At 51.8% G+C, this 16,282-nt stretch carries 25 protein-coding genes; 16 read left to right on the top strand and 9 right to left on the bottom strand.

What is annotated here, in order from left to right; all coding sequences use genetic code 11:
* The first annotated feature begins 35 nt into the window (after positions 1-35).
* Positions 36-476 carry a hypothetical protein gene (locus tag KNO76_RS02520; protein ID WP_214882194.1) on the top strand — a complete coding sequence of 147 codons (441 nt, stop codon included), beginning with the start codon at positions 36-38 and terminating at the stop codon, positions 474-476.
* 96 nt (positions 477-572) lie between these two features.
* Here KNO76_RS02520 and KNO76_RS02515 read toward each other — a convergent pair whose 3' ends face one another.
* Positions 573-1,448: a hypothetical protein gene (locus tag KNO76_RS02515; RefSeq protein ID WP_214882191.1), complete on the bottom strand. Its 876-nt coding sequence runs from the start codon at positions 1,446-1,448 to the stop codon at positions 573-575.
* Between the two features lie 117 nt (positions 1,449-1,565).
* Here KNO76_RS02515 and KNO76_RS02510 point away from each other — a divergent pair, with 117 nt between their 5' ends.
* Positions 1,566-1,790, top strand: a complete 225-nt coding sequence (locus KNO76_RS02510; protein ID WP_214882188.1) for a YobA family protein — start codon at positions 1,566-1,568, stop codon at positions 1,788-1,790.
* 19 nt (positions 1,791-1,809) lie between these two features.
* The gene (locus KNO76_RS02505; RefSeq protein WP_026825234.1) at positions 1,810-1,974 is read left to right on the top strand and encodes a hypothetical protein; all 165 of its coding nucleotides are present in this window, start codon (positions 1,810-1,812) and stop codon (positions 1,972-1,974) included.
* 11 nt (positions 1,975-1,985) lie between these two features.
* On the opposite strand, the gene KNO76_RS02500 is transcribed toward KNO76_RS02505, so the two are convergent.
* The gene (locus KNO76_RS02500; protein WP_214882185.1) at positions 1,986-3,113 is read right to left on the bottom strand and encodes a S1 family serine peptidase; all 1,128 of its coding nucleotides are present in this window, start codon (positions 3,111-3,113) and stop codon (positions 1,986-1,988) included.
* 134 nt (positions 3,114-3,247) lie between these two features.
* Here KNO76_RS02500 and KNO76_RS02495 point away from each other — a divergent pair, with 134 nt between their 5' ends.
* Positions 3,248-3,808 carry an AAA family ATPase gene (locus KNO76_RS02495; protein ID WP_214882182.1) on the top strand — a complete coding sequence of 187 codons (561 nt, stop codon included), beginning with the start codon at positions 3,248-3,250 and terminating at the stop codon, positions 3,806-3,808.
* A gap of 35 nt (positions 3,809-3,843) precedes the next feature.
* Here the strand turns inward: KNO76_RS02495 and KNO76_RS02490 are convergent, their stop codons facing one another.
* Positions 3,844-4,539 carry a carbohydrate deacetylase gene (locus tag KNO76_RS02490; protein ID WP_214882179.1) on the bottom strand — a complete coding sequence of 232 codons (696 nt, stop codon included), beginning with the start codon at positions 4,537-4,539 and terminating at the stop codon, positions 3,844-3,846.
* Between the two features lie 117 nt (positions 4,540-4,656).
* Here KNO76_RS02490 and KNO76_RS02485 point away from each other — a divergent pair, with 117 nt between their 5' ends.
* Complete coding sequence (locus KNO76_RS02485) at positions 4,657-5,217, top strand: GntR family transcriptional regulator (protein WP_251127852.1); 561 nt, start codon at positions 4,657-4,659, stop codon at positions 5,215-5,217.
* A gap of 291 nt (positions 5,218-5,508) precedes the next feature.
* Here KNO76_RS02485 and relB read toward each other — a convergent pair whose 3' ends face one another.
* Complete coding sequence (relB, locus tag KNO76_RS02480; protein ID WP_214882175.1) at positions 5,509-5,733, bottom strand: type II toxin-antitoxin system RelB family antitoxin; 225 nt, start codon at positions 5,731-5,733, stop codon at positions 5,509-5,511.
* A 101-nt stretch (positions 5,734-5,834) separates the two neighbouring features.
* Between relB and KNO76_RS02475 the strand changes: the two genes are divergently transcribed.
* The 3 genes from KNO76_RS02475 to KNO76_RS02465 are packed head-to-tail and all read left to right on the top strand — an operon-like array spanning position 5,835 to position 7,668.
* A complete protein-coding gene (locus KNO76_RS02475; protein WP_214882173.1) occupies positions 5,835-6,536 on the top strand; it encodes an ABC transporter ATP-binding protein in 702 nt (233 codons plus the stop codon).
* Positions 6,536-7,303, top strand: coding sequence for an ABC transporter permease (locus tag KNO76_RS02470; RefSeq protein ID WP_214882170.1), 768 nt, complete (start codon positions 6,536-6,538; stop codon positions 7,301-7,303). The genes KNO76_RS02475 and KNO76_RS02470 overlap by 1 nt, the downstream gene beginning before the upstream one ends.
* A gap of 2 nt (positions 7,304-7,305) precedes the next feature.
* The gene (locus KNO76_RS02465) at positions 7,306-7,668 is read left to right on the top strand and encodes a VOC family protein (protein ID WP_214703274.1); all 363 of its coding nucleotides are present in this window, start codon (positions 7,306-7,308) and stop codon (positions 7,666-7,668) included.
* A 41-nt stretch (positions 7,669-7,709) separates the two neighbouring features.
* On the opposite strand, the gene KNO76_RS02460 is transcribed toward KNO76_RS02465, so the two are convergent.
* The 5 genes from KNO76_RS02460 to KNO76_RS02440 all read right to left on the bottom strand — a co-directional run bounded on the left by KNO76_RS02460 (position 7,710) and on the right by KNO76_RS02440 (position 10,236).
* Positions 7,710-8,069, bottom strand: coding sequence for a hypothetical protein (locus tag KNO76_RS02460; RefSeq protein WP_214882167.1), 360 nt, complete (start codon positions 8,067-8,069; stop codon positions 7,710-7,712).
* Between the two features lie 224 nt (positions 8,070-8,293).
* On the bottom strand, positions 8,294-8,893 hold the full coding sequence (locus tag KNO76_RS02455; RefSeq protein ID WP_214882164.1) for a short chain dehydrogenase: 600 nt from the start codon (positions 8,891-8,893) through the stop codon (positions 8,294-8,296).
* A gap of 161 nt (positions 8,894-9,054) precedes the next feature.
* The gene (locus KNO76_RS02450) at positions 9,055-9,387 is read right to left on the bottom strand and encodes a DMT family transporter (protein WP_214882162.1); all 333 of its coding nucleotides are present in this window, start codon (positions 9,385-9,387) and stop codon (positions 9,055-9,057) included.
* 11 nt (positions 9,388-9,398) lie between these two features.
* Complete coding sequence (locus KNO76_RS02445; protein WP_074036309.1) at positions 9,399-9,707, bottom strand: DMT family transporter; 309 nt, start codon at positions 9,705-9,707, stop codon at positions 9,399-9,401.
* 1 nt (position 9,708) lies between these two features.
* Positions 9,709-10,236, bottom strand: a complete 528-nt coding sequence (locus KNO76_RS02440) for a TetR/AcrR family transcriptional regulator (RefSeq protein ID WP_214882159.1) — start codon at positions 10,234-10,236, stop codon at positions 9,709-9,711.
* A 116-nt stretch (positions 10,237-10,352) separates the two neighbouring features.
* Between KNO76_RS02440 and KNO76_RS02435 the strand changes: the two genes are divergently transcribed.
* The 8 genes from KNO76_RS02435 (at position 10,353) to KNO76_RS02400 (ending at position 16,280) form a co-directional block, all read left to right on the top strand.
* Positions 10,353-10,919 (top strand): zinc dependent phospholipase C family protein, encoded by a 567-nt coding sequence (locus KNO76_RS02435; protein WP_214882156.1) that lies wholly within the window; start codon positions 10,353-10,355, stop codon positions 10,917-10,919.
* Positions 10,916-11,203, top strand: coding sequence for a hypothetical protein (locus tag KNO76_RS02430; protein ID WP_214882153.1), 288 nt, complete (start codon positions 10,916-10,918; stop codon positions 11,201-11,203). Before KNO76_RS02435 ends, KNO76_RS02430 begins: the two co-directional genes overlap by 4 nt.
* A 5-nt stretch (positions 11,204-11,208) precedes the next feature.
* Positions 11,209-11,502, top strand: coding sequence for a hypothetical protein (locus KNO76_RS02425; RefSeq protein WP_214882150.1), 294 nt, complete (start codon positions 11,209-11,211; stop codon positions 11,500-11,502).
* Between the two features lie 236 nt (positions 11,503-11,738).
* A complete protein-coding gene (locus KNO76_RS02420) occupies positions 11,739-12,749 on the top strand; it encodes a siderophore ABC transporter substrate-binding protein (RefSeq protein ID WP_214882147.1) in 1,011 nt (336 codons plus the stop codon).
* Between the two features lie 9 nt (positions 12,750-12,758).
* Complete coding sequence (locus KNO76_RS02415) at positions 12,759-13,763, top strand: ABC transporter permease (RefSeq protein ID WP_214882143.1); 1,005 nt, start codon at positions 12,759-12,761, stop codon at positions 13,761-13,763.
* Entirely contained in the window at positions 13,760-14,818 is a 1,059-nt protein-coding gene (locus tag KNO76_RS02410) for an iron chelate uptake ABC transporter family permease subunit (protein ID WP_214882139.1), read from the top strand. Before KNO76_RS02415 ends, KNO76_RS02410 begins: the two co-directional genes overlap by 4 nt.
* Positions 14,815-15,567, top strand: a complete 753-nt coding sequence (locus KNO76_RS02405) for an iron ABC transporter ATP-binding protein (protein ID WP_214882136.1) — start codon at positions 14,815-14,817, stop codon at positions 15,565-15,567. Before KNO76_RS02410 ends, KNO76_RS02405 begins: the two co-directional genes overlap by 4 nt.
* Before the next feature lie 17 nt (positions 15,568-15,584).
* A complete protein-coding gene (locus KNO76_RS02400; RefSeq protein ID WP_214882133.1) occupies positions 15,585-16,280 on the top strand; it encodes a ferredoxin reductase domain-containing protein in 696 nt (231 codons plus the stop codon).
* The last annotated feature ends 2 nt before the right edge of the window (positions 16,281-16,282 follow it).

Below are 16,282 nucleotides of genomic sequence, written 5' to 3'. Positions count from 1 at the left end.
TTAAAGCAAGATAGTATGTAACAAGGAGGATTAATATGTCAGAATTCAACTCGATTGCAGAAGAGATTCGTTTCCATGCTAGAGAATTTATGAAAGATGGAGACGAATACGCCGCAAAAGATGTCAAGGCGTATGTAAAAGCGAATATGAAAGACCAGGTATCCGATGGTGCATTTGCAGGAGCAATTCGTGATTTAATACAGAAAGAAGACCAATACATTGTCGTACGTCGTGGTTTTTATAAATATACGGGAGGAAGTTTCAGCAAAGATAGCACGGTATATTCAAAAGACAATCCATTTCTCAATTTGTCTATTATCATGTTGAATCAAACATTAAGGGATATTGGAGAAAAATTAAAAGAGGAGGTGAACATCCTGGAACTGGAAGACAGTGAAATTAGACAGATTCAAGACGTGAAAAAATTGGTTGAAGATGTGAAGGGGATTGTTGAAAAGTACAGCAGTCATGAATAAGCATGTTACCAAAAAGCGAGTGAGGATTCAGTTTTTTGAATCCTCACTCGCTTTCGATTTTTTTTATGATTTCTTTTCTTGGTTCGATTGTGAATTTTATGACGATTGAACGGTATACCCACCTGTGAAGCGGTGGGTCAGGCGACGTGTCCAGTACCGAATCCGAAGGCGCCATACATAGAGTTGTGACGTATTCGGAAGGACGACGTTGTTGACGTATTCTGCGAACATATGACGGAACATATGTCCCTCACTTTGGTCATAGGTCGCACTCCACATCCCGTGGTTCTCGACTTCGAGTAGCATCCAAATCATCTCTTCAGTGAGCGGCTCTTCGTCGGCGAGCTCGGCTGAGAGGGCAGCAAAGCGCTGGCTGCAGATGGCGGCATATAAAGAATGGGCGTGTGGATTATGTGGGTTGGCGTTCAAATAGCCACTCGCCGTTTTCATGAGTTCATTGACCATGTCGAGGGGGATATCATCGTATACTTGGAAAAATTCGAGAAGCATGGGTACCGTATCAGGACCTAATCCGGCAAGTCGGACATAATGCATGACGTGCAGCCCAGCTTCTCCGTAGAATTTTCGGTCAAAGTAATGAATCGCGATAGCACGGTGCATGATCGGTACGTCCGGATAGAGCTCGACACCACGAATGAAATGTTGTTCTGCCTCGAACGTGAATCCCGTATCTTCACTGACGATGCCGTTCAGCATGTGAAGGATATAATGATCACCAAGTTCGCTTACTGTATCGAGCCATTGTTTGGCTTTTGCGATGTTACCATCACGGATATGTGGATACGCGCGCATAGCAGGAAAGAATGGATCATTCGGAAAGGCGGTCTCGCCACGTGTCGCTAATGCATCGATTGCTGCAACGTTATACTCGTCAGTCAATTCTGCGAGGAGCATCATCTCAAGGAATGTGCGTTGGAACTCTGGGGTGTGTATATCGATGGTTTGTGTCATACGGTGTCCTCCTCACAAGTACTGGTGTCGCTCTATTATACTTGTTCTCGAAACGAGGGAGTAGCATCTTTTGCAAAAACGGGAAATGAAAAGTATAGCCGGGAAGGAGGGGATGACATGGCGACGTTCACAGGGTATATCGCAGAGGTGATGGATGGGAAAATCAGGGTCACTCCGACTCGAGAGGCAGATCCGTTTGATGGGATCGTGTTTCATCTGAAGGAACACTTTTCTGAAGAGAAACCGTTTCTCGTCGGTCAATCTGTAAGAGTCGAGCATGATGAGCAAATGACGCGTTCCTTGCCACCGCAAACGACGGCGCGTCGGGTCGATGTGTTATGATGGGGACGAGGTGAACGACATGGGACAACGGAATTTTTTATGGCTCGGAGCCGTCATCGGCTTCAGTGCTCTCGTCGTCTGGTTGTTGCAAGATGCGCTCCCGTTTTGGGCACTGTCGATTCTGCTTCTCGGACTCGGTGCGGTGCTCGGCAATCTCCAACGACGTTTCACACGTGACGAATAACAAGCACTCCATCATTCAGATGGGGTGCTTGTGTCGTTTTCTTCTTCAATCGGATCTTCCGGAGTGTCTTCGACAATCGAATCTTCCTCACCACTTGGTTCGAGCGTCGTCGGTACTTCCGGTTCCGTCTGTTCTTCCGGTTCGGCCGGATCCTCTGGTTCCGTTACCGGGGGATCGTCTTCGATTGGATCTTCCGTTTCTGGTGGATCCGTCGGTTCCGCAGGTTCTTCCGGCGTCACTTCAGGTGTCGTCGGTTCCGTTTCTTCCACGACCTCTTCTTCAACTTTTTCCTCAGCCGGGACTTTCGGTTCAGTGATAGGCGGTGATTCGGGTGAAGTCTCTGGAACACTTGGCGTTTGCGGAATATAAACAGGTTCGTCGGTCAAGTCAGGCGTGACGGGCTCAACCGGTGCAAGTTCGACCGGTGGTGGAGCCGGCGCATCTTTTTCAATGAATGTTCGAACGTCCCGTTCAAATAATGCGGTCGGCAATGCGATTCCACGTAAATGGATGGCAACGATTCGCCCGGATGCCGAAAGGAGCGGACTACCATACCCATGACGTGGCAAATCAAAGTTCCGAATATAGCCGTTCTCACCAAAAGTGACTGTGCCGTTGATTCGTTCTTTCATCGTCAGCGTCGTCAGCGTCTCGTCCTCCGCGGCGATGGCTTGCGTGAATAAGAATGGTGTATGTTCTGTCTCTTCGATGCGAACGACGGCAATCAGATTCGTGCGACCGACGACGGTGCCGGAGACGGCCACTCCGTCATGATACATGATGATGTTCGTCAAACCGGCTACGTTCGAGGCGGCCGTGACGACATCGCGTGAGCTCACCAAAAATCCCGTCCCGTAACTGACGGTGAAAAGGCTCTCTCGCAACGTATCGAAGTCGACGGGTGTCGCTTCATCAGCGGAAACGGTATCTTCGCCGATTCGTAAGTCGACTTGGTCTGCGAGCGAGTCAGTCGAACGTAACATATCTGTGAAATAGGCGTGTCCAATGTAGGTGACAAAAGCAATGAGTGCGATAGCGAATGGGGTGGCAAATAACCAAATCGTGCGACGTGAGCGACGGCCACATGTCGGACAGACCGCTTTCGATCGTGTCTTCTTTCCGCAGTGGGGACAAGTCACAGGGGCACCTTCTTTCTAAAAAAGTTCGATGCTATGCTTATTCCTTCATTTGGGAAGAGGTAAACAAAAATTTTGGAGGGTACCACGATCGAATGTTCATGATAGAATCATCAAAAGGTATAGGGGGAAATCCATTGAAATTCATCATCTTATTCGGTCCGCAAGCCGTCGGCAAGATGACGGTCGGGCAGGCGCTCGCTGATAAAACCGGACTGAAATTATTCCATAACCATATGACGATCGACCTCGTCGGGCCGTTCTTCAATTACGGGACGCCTGAAGGGAAGCGACTCGTCCAACACTTTCGCCAAGAACTGTTCGAGGCGGTCGCCAAGAGTGATTTACCCGGCATGATTTTCACGTTCGTCTGGGCGTTCGATATGCAGGAGGACTGGGATTACGTGAAGAAGGTGACGGACTTGTTCGAGTCACACGGGGCGGACATTTACTACGTCGAGCTCGAGGCCGAGATAGAGGAACGCCTCGCGCGCAATACGACGGAGAACCGCCTCACGCATAAACCATCGAAGCGCGATATTGCTTGGTCCGAAGCGGAACTGAAACAGACGGCGACGATGTATCGATTGAATTCACGTCCAGGAGAATTAGACGTCGAGCATTATCTCCGGATCGATAACACGAACTTAAGTCCAGAAGAGACGGCGGCACAGATTCAACAAGCATTCGACCTATGAAAAAGCGGGTCCCCGTGAAAGGGAACCCGCTTTTGTCATGCCCACCAATCGGGGCGTTCATAGTCGACCAACACCTGTTTTTCGAGGAGGCGTGGCTCGAGGTAAGACGTGACGCTTGGAAGACGATCATCGAGGTCGGCCGGATGGACCATCACTTCGAAGGATTCTCCTGGTTCGATGGCATCGAGTGTCGCATGGGAGACACCGTCCGCGTAGAACTGATCACTGAACCGTTCGGTCACCCACAAGTCTCGGCGCGTCCCGAGATTCGTTAAGGCCCGAAACGTCGTGTCGTATTCTTCGGCGAGGCGAATGATGACGTCATGGAGGACCGGCCAGCCGTGAATATGATGGTGGCTGTCGAGATGGTCGAGCGGGAGTCCGGTCGCAAGGAACGCCTCGATTTGGGCTTTCCACTCCAAATAGACGAGTTCCGGGTCAGGCAAGTCTTCAGTCAAGAAGCGGCTCGTGTAGCGGAACGTGCCGTCTTCTTTCGTGAGGGGGGCACTCGTATCGGCGAGCGGCTTGCCCCAAGATAAGATGAGATGGACCCCGACGCGGAGCGACGGATGTTGTTTCGCGAGTCTGACTGCTTCCTCGACGGCATACCCGTTCATGATCATCGTCGCCGAATTGACGATTCCATTTACGTGACTGTCGAGTGTGCCGGCGTTCACACCTGTCGTCAATCCGAAATCATCGGCGTTGACCAAGACGAACGTTTTAGGCATTGACGAGACCGAGTGCCTGGTCGAGGACAAGGTCACCTTTCATCATGCCGTACGCCATGTTGTCGATGACCGCGACCGGTACGTCGACGGACGACGGTACGGGGTGCCCTCAACCAGTTGACGACGGAAGGCTATCTGGTCCGTCAACAAGGCCGTGGGACGTTCGTCGCCGGGAAGAAAGTCCAACAGACGTTTTCGTACACACCGAACAACTATGCGGCCCAGCTCGCCGTCCAAGGGAAACGTGGGCAAGTCGCATTGATCGACATCTCGGTCATCTCGGCGTCTGGTCAAATCGCATCGGTGTTTGAAGCGGAAGACAACGCCCCGATTCAAAAGATTGAGCGGATTCGTCATGCGGACGGGGAACCAACCCAGTATGAGGTCTCGTTCATCCCGTGGCAGATCGCACCGGGGATTACGAAGGAACAGGCCGAGCATTCACTCTTCCGCACACTGGCCGAGGTCCACGACGTGCATGTCGCCAAGACGACAGAGGCACTAGAGATTGCCTTAGCTGACGAGAAGGTGAGTGCGCTCCTCGACTGTCCACTCGGGTCCCCGTGCTTCCATATCGAGACGGTGACAGAGGATGAGTCGGGACGAGCGATTGAATACTCACGCTCCTACTTCCGCGGAGACAAGACGAGCTTCGTCATCGAACGGGATTATAACTAACAAAAGCGCCCGACTGTTTCGTATGGAAACGGTCGAGCGCTTTGTTCGTTTCACCTATAATAAAAAGAATCATGGTCATTTTGAGTGAAAATGACTATGTTTAAGCATAAATGAACATGTTCAAGCACGATAAATATGTTCATTTTGTTCTGAGATGACTATGTTTATCAAGGAAATGAGTAGGAAATGAACACATTAGACGGACAAGGGATTTCAAAATGTAACTCGAATGTTGGATCAGATGACATAATTCAAAAAGATGGTCTAGCGTAGATTTTATTTGTATAACATTTATTCCCCGTCCAATTCTTTCATCATCTCTTCGAATGAGATTGCTTTCGATTCCTTTTGATGATGATACATCGTTTCGTGATATCGATTTAGGTCTCTTTCGTTTTGAATATGTTCAATCATCACATCGCGAATGAAGGTAGACAGGTGCAGCTGTTTCGCTTCTACATATTCCTTAATGACGCTCGCATCTTCTTCATTGAGATGGATATTTATTGTTTCCATCACAGACACCCCCTTAATCTGATTATAACCGATTACAAACTGCATTCTTGACCACCTCATCCGCTCTTTTCTGTACACTAGAACCAGGAGGCGAGAGAAGCATGTCAATCATTGAATTCAAAGATGTGAGTCATCAAGACATCCTGCACCATGTGTCCGGGACGTTCCGGGAAGGACGAATCACGACCTTCGTCGGACCGAGCGGCGCCGGCAAGACGACGTGTCTGAAGCATATCAACGGATTGCTGTCACCAGACACGGGCACGATTTTATTTAAAGGGGAAGACATCGCGGAGATGGACATCCTCGAGCTACGAAAGAAAATCGGGATGGCGTTCCAAAGTGCGCCGATGATTCAAGGGACGGTGTACGACAACTTGAATCTCCCGAAAGCCATCTTCGACGAGACACTTGACCGCGACCGGGCTGCCGAATTGCTCCATCGTGTCGACTTGAGTGAGGCGCTCCTCGACCAACCCGTCAAATCACTGTCGGGCGGGGAACGAAGTCGGGTCGCCATCGCCCGGACGCTCGTCAACAAACCAGACGTGCTCTTGCTCGATGAGATCACGGCGAGCCTCGATTACCGGACGGTGAAAGAAATCGAGCGACTCATCCGAAAACTGCAACAATCATATGGAGTGACCGTCATCTGGATCACCCATGACCTTGATCAGGCGCGTCGGGTAAGTGACGATATGTGGTTCTTGAAGGACGGAGAACTGCTTGCTTACGGGGATGCATCGTTCATCGATAAGTCGGACGATCCCGTCATCCAACGATTCGTCAGGGGGGAAGATTGATGTCATATATTGAACTCGCGACGGCACTCATCTTCGTCGTCATCCCACTCGCCTTGACGCTCGTCCTACGACTTGGACTCGAGCGTGATATTATCATCGCGACGGTCCGCTCCATCATTCAACTGTTGATCATCGGTTATATCCTGACGTTAGTCTTTGAGAGCGACAGTCCGATCTTCATGCTGTTGATGATTTTACTCATGATTGTCGCCGCGACACAAAACATCCGACGGAAAGGGGACGGGATTCCGGGTATCATGTGGATCATCGTCTTGACGCTCGTGACGATCGAAGCGCTGACGATGGGACTCCTGCTCGGGCTCGGTATCATCCCATTCGAGCCGGAAAAGGTCATTCCGATCAGCGGGATGGTCATCGGGAACAGCATGGTGTTATCACTCCTGTTCTTGAACAAGTTCAAAGACGAGGTCGAGCGGAGTGATGACGTCATTGAACTCATTCTCTCACTCGGAGGGACACCGAAAGTAGCCATCGACAATAGCTTGAAGAATGCGATTCGCACGAGCATGATCCCGACTGTCGAGGCCCAAAAGACGATGGGACTCGTCCAGCTACCGGGGATGATGAGCGGTCTCATCATTGGGGGAGCCGACCCGATGGAAGCGGTTTTGTATCAACTCTTGATCCTCTTCTTAATTTTGACGACCGCCTCGATCTCGGCGACGCTCGTCGGCTATCTGGCGTACCCGCGTTTGTTCAACGAGAAGATGCAGTATATCGGACTGACTTATCGGAAGGGGAAATGAGCATGATCACAGGGATTCATCATGTGCAGCTCACGATTCCAATTGGAGCGGAGCGAGAGGCGAAGGCGTTCTATTGTGAGTTTCTCGGTCTACGTGAAATCGAGAAGCCGGAGTCACTGAAAGGACGTGGCGGATTTTGGCTTCAAGTCGGCGACCGTTCCGTCCATGTCGGGGCAGAGGACGACGTGGAACGACAGAAGACGAAAGCGCATATCGCATACGCGGTGACTGATTTAGGTCATTGGAAGGAAGCGCTTCGAGAGAACGAGATTTCTTACTCCGAAGGCATCCCGATTCCAGGATACGACCGCTTCGAGTTCAGAGACCCGTTCGGCAATCGGGTCGAGATGATTCAAGCACTCTGACGAAAGGGAGCATCCACTGCGGATGCTCCCTTTGTCGTTCTTCAAGAAATACCGAACAGACGAGTCACTTGCTCCCATTCGGACGGGTAGGCGTTACTGCCATGATGCTCGTGAATGAGTGTCCCGTTCGTGTATACGCTGAGGCTCCACTGTGTGCCGTCTAGCGTGCGAACCCCTTCGAGTTCTTCGAAAACGGTTGGCCACCAATTCGTTCCAAGCAGGTGAAACGCGACGCGCATCTGTTTCGCTTCCTCTCCCTCGTAGTATTCGAATTCAAAGGGCTCGGTGATGGATCGGTCGGATCGCTCAATGTGACGAAGGACGGTGCCCCTCTCAAAAAAGGTGATTGTACTCACATCATACGTGCCGAACCCACCGACGCGGAAGATGACCTCGACCATCGATTCCTGAGGACGACCGGCCGCCTGAAGGGCGCGCTTTTGGAGCGGATGTTCGACGAAAGAAGGAGGGAATGTGATAAAGGGCGCGAAACGTTTTGTCTTTCATGAAACTTCAACCTTTCCCGGGTATAAGATGCCCCAAGTATAGCGGAATTTCCCTATCGAAGGGGATAAAATAAAGTGCAAGGTACGAAAAAAGCACCTCTTGAAGAGATGCTTCGTTGTTAATACACTTCGTACGTTTGTCCAGTCTGCGCGCCTTCGACACTCTTCACATAGGCGAGGGCGACCCGTTCACCTGGTACCGCCTCGTAACCACGGAAGTAAGGACCGTACGCATCGAGTGCTTCGACAAGGACGTTCGGACTGACGTTATTGATGCGGATGCCCCGTGGCATCTCGATTGCCGCACCGGTCACGAATCCTTTGATGGACCCGTTCGCGAGTGCCGCCGATGCACCTTCTTTGATGGGGTCGTCCATCAAGATTCCACTCGTCAGTGTAAAGCTACCACCATCGTTCACATGATCGAGCCCGAGAAGGACGAGGTTGACCTGTCCTTTGATTTTGCTGTCGATACTCTTCTGATTATCTGCCGGCGTCATCTCGGAAAGCGGACCGAAATGCGTGCTGCCCGCCGTACTGATGACCGCGTCGACCCGTCCGACCGTCTCATACATCTGGCGGATGCTGTCTTCAGAAGTGAGGTCGACTTTGATGTCTGCCCCGTTACGCCCAGCCCGGATGATCGTATGTGTTTTCTCCAACTCTTTTGCGACGGCTTGACCGACCGTGCCGCTTGCCCCAACGAGTAAAATGTTCATAAAGAAACTGCCCCTTTCGTCACGCTTAGATTCCATTTCAGAGTAGCGGAAGGTGTGGACTTTCAGCAATCAGGTTGCCTTCGGTGGGACGACTGTGCCTTGATGGAATCGCATCTTCAATAACGCTTCTTCTAGTGTTTGAAGATGATCTGCCAACTCGTTCATGTCACGACTTCCTCACTTCGTTGATTCATCACGATAACGCCGAGGACGATCAACAAGAGACCGATTCCGTTCAATGCCGAAAGAACTTCCCCATACACGAACACCCCGATGAGTCCTGTCGCCACCGTCCCGAGCCCGGCCCAGATGCTATAGGCGATACTGAGTGGAATCATCTTCAACACGATGCCCATGAGGGTGAACGAGGCGGCGAAACTGACCAAGAGGATGACACTCGGTACAAGGTTCGTGAATCCATCCGACAGCTTCAACATCGACGTCCCGAGCACCTCAAACCCGATGGAGAAGAACAGTAAAAGATAGACTTTCATTTCGATTAACCTCACACTTTCATCAAGACGAGCCCGATGATGACGAGCCCGATTCCAGCAATTTTTTGACGACTGATTTGTTCTCGGAAGACGACGAAGCCGATCACCGCCGTGAGTGCCGTCCCGACCCCGCTCCAAAACGCATACGCGAAGCTGAGTGGAATGGTAAAGAGGGCGAGCGATAAGAGATAAAACGCCGTCCCATATCCGAAGGCGACCCCGAGAATCGGGAGTCGGCTCGTCGAGGTGGCGTTCACTTTCAACATGCTCGACCCGAACAGTTCCGAGGCGATGGCCCCGATTAAATAGATGAATCCCATATCACGAACCTCCTTGAACCAACTCATCACATGCTTCCCGAATGAGTGTCGCCGCACGGTCCTTGAACGATTCGCTATACCCATACAAGACAGCGAACCAAAAGCCGTCACAGAGAAGGCGAAGTTTCAAGATTGCATCCTGATCCGGTCCGTCGACAGCGAATCGCTCGTTCCAACCGGTTGACACGTCACTCCAAATCGACTCGCTCGTCGCATCTTCTTGTGACGAGATAAAAACGGCGACGAGGTCCGTGTCCCCGTGATCAACATCCTCCAATGTCGCCAGGGCATAGGCGCGGGTGAACGAATATGGACCATCGGAGAGATGATCAGTGATTCGTTTCTCGAACGTCTCGATGGCGAATTCGTTCATCTGGCGCAACAAGTTGGCCTTGCTGTCGAAATGGTAGAGTACCCCGGCTTTCGTGATTCCTGCTTTCGTCGCCAACCGTTCGAGCGATAACTGACTGATCCCGTCCTCTCGAATCATCTGGGCGGCAGTCTGCAACAACAATTGTTTTTTACTCATCCAATCACACCTCTCATAACTTTACTGACCGTTCAGTAAAGTAAGTCTATCAAAATTTACGAGGGGTTGTCGAGATAGAACGTTGATGGAATAATCAGGGAAAAGGGGGGCGTGACATGGGTTCACATTTGATGCATCTCGTCATCGCGAATGAGATGTTACCAGCGTTGTCGGAGGTGGATGAGGTCGCATTTTTGCTCGGAAGTCTCGCACCGGATGCAACGACAGAAAAAGAGTCATCCCATTACTACGCAGGACGCCATGATGATTTATCTCGTCGCTTGGATCTTTCCCAATATTGGATTGACAGCAAGGAGGAAGACTTCTCGTATCGACTCGGCTATTACGCGCACCTCGTCGCGGATGAGATCTGGTTGCAGGGGTTTTATAAAGGTTGGTTGAAAGAGCTCATCACCCAGGACCCGTCAAAACAGGCGGCCTATTATGCGGACTTTGATGCGTACAATGCTCGGCTGTCGGAACGTCTCGAGACGTTCGATTTTGAACGCTTGAAAGGAAATCCAGAGCTCATTGAACTGGTCGAGAAAGTCGAGCGGGACGCGGCGATGACGGAGGAGGGGACGTACACGATGTTCCTCCCTGATCAATTGGATGGCTACGTTGATACGTGTGTCCGCCGCTGCCTGGAGATGGTCAAACGGAAGCGGGCGATGCTCGTATGAAGAGGCGCTACGCACCACTATACGCAACGCTCGGACTCTTTATCGTGACGGTGATCACCTTCTTCACCTTGAACGGTCGAGTGTTTCCGAACCTTGAGTTGATGACGGTCATCTGGGTATATCTCGCGATTGACATCGCCTTGTTCGCCACGTTGATTTGGGGACTGTTCACGAAGGATCGGATCATTAAAATCTATACGCTACTTGCGACAATCGGATTGATGATCCCATTGTCGATTTGGACTTTCCTGTTGCTGTTGGCGAACGGGATCTCGGAGGCATGAGTGGGATGGAACTGCCTAAACCAACTCCATTTTTGATGCGCCGCGTGCCGTTTTTCTTTTTGTATGCCCTTTGCGGTCCGCTCGCGCTTCTCATCTTGATCATTTACTGGCGAGACACGCCGACTGACGATCGAGGACCGTATTTGTTTTTCTCGGTCGTGTTTTCGTTGTTCTTGATCAGGAAACTCATACCGGACGGATTGTTGAGTATCGTGATTTTCTCAGCGACGTATACGTTCGTCTTATTCGTAACGTACATCATTCTCGATCGAAAACGAAATCGTGATGACAATGAGTAACTTTGAAAGTGGACCTTCCACTTTCTTTTTTTGTGCGTGCATCTATGGAAAGAAAAATTTTCCTATCCGAATCTTGTCAAATTGGCATTGCGTATCCTAATTTTGTTTGTTATGCTACTTGATGAAAACGACAATGATAATCATTATCACTGACAACGAGAGCGCGATACTAGACATACATAACCAACGCGACTCGTTCTAGATATGAGAATCATTGAACTTTACATACAGAGGAGATGGATGAAGTGGGGAAATTCAAGATTTCACTCATGTTGACGTTGCTCGTCTTCGTACTCGCCGCATGTGGCGGAACGAGTGAGACGAAGAAAGAAGAAAACGTCGACGGCGCAACAAAGACAGAGACGGTCGAAATTACAGACGCACATGGCACAATCGAGGTACCGGTCAATCCGGAGAAGGTCGTCGCCCTCGATAACCGGACGTTCGAAACATTGGCAGCATGGGACATCGACTTGGTGGCGGCACCAATCGGACTCCTTCCGGCTGATTCACCATACGCATCAGACAAAGACATCAGTGATGTCGGCATGCACTTCGAGCCGAACTTAGAGGCGATTGCGGGAGTTGACCCGGACGTCGTCATCGTTGGTCAACGTTTCGCGGATTACTACGAGGACATTAAAAAGTTGGTACCGGAAGCGGCGGTCATCGATTTGAACATTGAAATCCCAGAGGATTCAGGCACACCGGGTGAGATTTTAGTCAAAGGATTGACAGACACGACGCTCACACTCGGAAAAATCTTTGACAAAAACACAGAAGCCGAAACGATCGTCGCGGACCTCGACAAGTCGATCGAAGACGCGAAAGCGGCATACAACGGAGAAGACACAATCATGTCGGTCATCGTATCGGGCGGAGACATCGGGTTCTCAGCACCGGTAACGGGACGCGTGTTCGGACCGATGTATGACATCTTCGGATGGGTCCCAGCCCTTGAAGTCGAGAAGACGACAGGTGACCACGAAGGCGACGAAGTATCTGTCGAAGCCATCGCAGAAAGCAACCCAGACTGGTTGTTCGTTCTCGACCGTGACGCACCACTCGGTGACGCAGAAGGCGCAGTACCAGCCGAAGACGTGATCGACAACGCACCGGCGCTTCAAAAGACGACGGCTGTGACGAAAGAGCAAATCGTCTATGCCCCGAAAGACACGTACTTGAACGAATCGATTCAAACGTACACGGAATTCTTCAACAGTGTCACGGAAGCGCTCGCGAAGTAAGGTTCCGTCATGCAAAAACCATTGACAGCCAGGGTTGAGACGATGTCTCAGCCCTCCTTTTCTAGATTGTGGACGAAGTCGTTCGTGTTCACCGTGATCATCGTCCTCGGTTTGGCGGTGCTGTCGCTCTTTACCGGGGTGTACGATCTGTCACGGACAGACGGCTTCGATATGTTTTGGATCACCCGAGTCCCACGGACGGTCGCCCTCATGTTGACGGGTGCGGCGATGGCGATGGCGGGGCTCGTCATGCAGCTCATCACGCAAAACCGACTTGTCGAGCCGACGACGACGGGGACGCTCGAATGGGCGGGTCTCGGACTGCTCACCGTTTATTTACTCGTACCGGCACCGAGCCTCATGATGCGGATGACCGGGGCAATCGTCTTCGCATTCATCGGGACGATGGTCTTCTTCTGGTTCTTACGTTCGGTCAAACTCCGTTCGTCGCTCATCGTGCCGATCATCGGGCTCATGTTAGGGGCGGTCATCTCGGCGATCTCGACGTTCCTCGGTCTATTTTTCCGGGCAAGTCAGGCGATTGAAGGCTGGTTTGTCGGTTCATTCGCTTCAGTGCAAATCGGGCGGTACGAGTATTTATGGGTCATCATCGTCGTGACGTTGCTCATCTTTTTACTGGCGAATCGCCTGACGCTTGCAGGGTTAGGGGAAGACATCGCGACGAGCCTCGGCGTGAACTATAACCAGCTCATGATGATGGCGACGGGGCTCATCGCCTTATCGGTCGGGGTCGTGGCGACGGTCATCGGGAATTTGCCGTTCCTTGGACTCATCGTTCCGAACCTCGTCTCGATGTTCCGCGGGGATGATTTGCGCAGCAACCTGCCATGGGTCTGTCTTGTCGGGATGGGTGCGATTCTCGTCAGTGACTTGATTTCACGGACGATCATCATGCCGTTCGAGCTCCCGGTCTCCCTCATTCTCGGGACGGTCGGGGCAGTCGTCTTCATCATGATCTTAATGCGACAACGTAAGAAGGGAGGGGTTCGATGAGTACGGTCATGGAACGAGACGGTGTCGACGTATCAATTGGGGAATTGACAGAAGAACGTCACGCCTCGGCGTTTCAATCGAAACGGGCGAGCAGACGCTACTGGCTCTTCTTAAGTGCCTTCATTCTCGGTGGACTGTTGTGCGCACTCGGACTTCTCCTTTATAACAATCCGGTCCCGATGGACTCCCCGTCATTCGTGCCGGTCGTGGAACGGCGAATCGTCGCCATCGTCACGATGTTGATTGCGGCACTCTGTCAAAGCCTCGCGACGGTCGCATTCCACTCCGTGACGAACAACCGTATCATAACGCCATCGCTACTCGGGTTCGACGCGCTCTACTCGACGATTCAGACGAGCATGGTCTTCTTCTTCGGGGCCGGGGCATTGATTGGATTTTCGGGAACGGGCGCATTCTTGACCCAGGTCGGTCTCATGGTGACGATGAGTCTTCTCCTCTACGGATGGCTCTTGTCAGGCAAATACGCCAACTTGCAGCTCATGCTGCTCGTCGGGATCATCATCGGGACGGGACTGAACTCGGTGTCGTCGTTCATGCGCCGCATGCTCGCCCCGTCCGAGTTCGATATCCTGCAGGCGCGACTGTTCGGTTCGGTGACGAATGCCGACGTGGCGTACTTCCCCATCGTCATCCCCATCGTCGTCATCGCCGGGACACTCTTGTTCCTGTTCTCGAATCGATTGAATATCGTCGCACTCGGCAAGGACGTCGCAACGACGTTCGGGGTGAACCATCGGAGGAGCGTCATCTACACGCTCGTCTTGATCTCACTCCTCATGTCCGTCTCGACAGCGCTCATCGGACCGCTCACGTTCTTCGGATTTTTAGTCGCGACGCTCAGCTATCAGGTCGCCTCGACGTATGATCATAAATACGTCTTCCCGATGGCGTTCGCCCTAGGGTTCTTCGTCCTGACGAGCGCGTATTTCTTTATGTATCACATATTCCAGACGCCAAGTGTCGTCTCCGTCATCATCGAACTGTTCGGTGGACTCATCTTCTTGGCCGTCATTCTAAGGAAGAGGTCGCTATGATTCAAATCGAACAAATCAAAAAATCGTATACAGACGACGTCCACATCGGACCGCTCACGCTCGACATCCCGAAAGCCGGGTTCACCTCATTGATTGGACCGAACGGGGCGGGCAAGTCGACGACGCTCATGATGATCGGACGGTTGCTCAACTTAGACGAGGGACAGATCCAAGTCGCCGGCATGGACGTGTCGAGCACGAAGTCGAAAGACTTGGCGAAAATCATCACCATCCTCCGTCAAGAAAACCACTTCGTGACACGGCTCACGGTCCGACAACTCGCCGGGTTCGGGCGTTTCCCGTACTCGAAAGGACGCCTCACAAAAGAGGACGAGGCCATCATCTCGAAATATATCGACTTCCTCGACTTGACCGCGCTCGAGAACCGCTATCTCGACGAGCTCTCAGGGGGACAAAGGCAGCGTGCTTACGTGGCGATGGTGCTCTGCCAGGAGACGGAATACGTCCTCCTCGATGAGCCGCTCAACAACTTGGACATTGCTCGTTCGGTACAGATGATGGAGTATTTGCGCCACGTCGCCGACGAGTTCGGACGGACGATCGTCACGGTGCTCCACGACATCAACTTCGCGGCGAAATACTCGGACCGCATCTGTGCGATGAAAGACGGGCAGATTGCTGCGTTCGGAACGGTCGATGAAATCATGGACGCGAAGATTTTATCCGATATTTTTGAGACGAAACTGGAAATCATCGAAGGTCCGTATGGGCCAATTGCGGTGTATTAACGAAAGGGAGGATTCACATGAAAATTGACTGGACACCGATCACTAAAGTAGTGGCGGAGGCACCGGATACATACACGTTCCATCTCGCCTTGCCACCTGAATTTACGTGGCAGGAAGGGGCGCACACGCATCTCGCGCTCGAAGGGTTCAACGCCGGGGACAAGCCGGACCGGAGCCTCGTCCGCCATATGTCGATCTCGACGTTGCCAAACGAAGGGGCAATCGGGATTACGACCCGCATCAAATCCGAATGCTCGACGTTTAAATCGATCCTTCGCGACATGGTACCGGGGGACAAGGTCGCCTTGTTCAAGACACATTCGAACGTCCCGCTCGAACGGAGTGGGAAGAATGTCTACTTGTTATCGGCTGGGGTCGGACTCGCGACATTCCGTCCGGTCGTCCTCGACTATTTGGCGAACGGGGAAGGCGTCCCGCATCTTCATTCGTTGAACGTCGATTCGTCGAAGGCGTATCTATTCGGTGACATCTTCGAATCGAACGAACGCTTCACGTCAGAGTTCGTTCCGAGTCGGAAAGACTACTACGAGCGCGTGGGGATGATGGCATCCGACAAGGACGCCTTATTCTACATCGTCGGCAGTGACGAGTTGTTGCGCGAGACGATTCAGGTGCTCCGGACAAACGGGGTGGCCTGTGACAACATCAAGATCGACAAGCATGATTTTCAACGGGAAGACTTTTTAGGCTGACA

The sequence above is a fragment of the Exiguobacterium sp. s101 genome, from assembly GCF_018617835.1.
Classification (GTDB): Bacteria; Bacillota; Bacilli; order Exiguobacteriales; family Exiguobacteriaceae; genus Exiguobacterium; species Exiguobacterium marinum.
Note: the sequence above shows the minus strand (reverse complement) of the source record. Positions and strands in the feature narration are given on the sequence as shown.